The organism is Bartonella sp. AD13SXNS (assembly GCF_042196465.1).
Taxonomy (GTDB): domain Bacteria; phylum Pseudomonadota; class Alphaproteobacteria; order Rhizobiales; family Rhizobiaceae; genus Bartonella.
In genome coordinates this window covers 1-768 of record NZ_JBHIQI010000091.1, presented here as the reverse complement: position 1 = coordinate 768, position 768 = coordinate 1, and the positions used below count along the sequence as shown (strand labels likewise).

The following is a 768-nucleotide window of genomic DNA, read 5'->3' as shown; positions in this document are numbered from 1 at the left end:
TAAAGGAAATAGCAAATTTTACAACTTAATCGCGATAACAGAAAAACGTTCCGGAGCAATTTTATTTCAGCGTCTTGAATCTTTCATAGGATATTCATTGCGTTTTGAATGTGAAATGCGCTCTTTCGATATTTGGTGCGTGATGACATTTGTGGCTTTTCATGTTCATCATTTTTCTTGCATTATGATGTTGTCTTGTAGAGTTTTGGTTATTCCCATGGGGTGTTATGAAAATGACTGTGCGCCGTTGGGTTTGTGACTGAGAACCCGGTGTATGTATGATAAGGATCATTGCCATCTTTAGATGAAAGGTAACGAGGTGATACCCGACCTGTGTGGGCATTATATTGAATATGGCACCAATTTCCTTTACAGGTTTGCACAAATACCAATTCTCCGGCATGGATTAAACCACGAAGGGCGTGCGTTGTACTCGGTCCTGTTCTCAAATTAAGATTTCTTGTGACAACAGCATCCGCGGCTCCGGATACGGTTGTGGCTAAAAAGAGAGGGCCAAACACAAAAAAAACTACGAACTTTTTCATTTTTCTGCAGAGGCTTCCTTTAGAGATTTCCTTTCCTTCCCTCTTTATAAAAGCTAAGTTCTGATAAAACAGCAAGACATACAATTACTTCTTCTGAAGGATTTTGAATGGTGAGGGCGAAATTTGATCTTTTAGACGCCTAAATTATGTGATGGCTTCAATATAAAAGTGGTGAATGCTTTATCCTCTTTTTTATTTTTGTATGGAAAACAGGGATGCTGTA

The 768-nt window shown here is 38.7% G+C and carries 2 protein-coding genes; one reads left to right on the top strand and one right to left on the bottom strand.

Annotated features, from left to right (window positions below; all coding sequences use genetic code 11):
- Nucleotides 1–259, top strand: a 259-nt coding sequence (locus ACFIMQ_RS09550) for a hypothetical protein (protein ID WP_375703946.1), incomplete at its 5' end; no start/stop codon positions are given.
- Here ACFIMQ_RS09550 and ACFIMQ_RS09545 read toward each other — a convergent pair.
- The gene (locus tag ACFIMQ_RS09545; RefSeq protein ID WP_375703945.1) at nucleotides 210–545 is read right to left on the bottom strand and encodes an SH3 domain-containing protein; all 336 of its coding nucleotides are present in this window, start codon (nucleotides 543–545) and stop codon (nucleotides 210–212) included. The two genes, ACFIMQ_RS09550 and ACFIMQ_RS09545, sit on opposite strands and share 50 nt — an antisense overlap.
- Nucleotides 546–768: the final 223 nt, after the last annotated feature.

Excerpts from the sequence above, each read along its gene's own strand:
- ACFIMQ_RS09545 (WP_375703945.1), bottom strand. The coding sequence starts at position 545 with ATGAAAAAGTTCGTAGTTTTTTTTGTGTTTGGCCCTCTCTTTTTAGCC.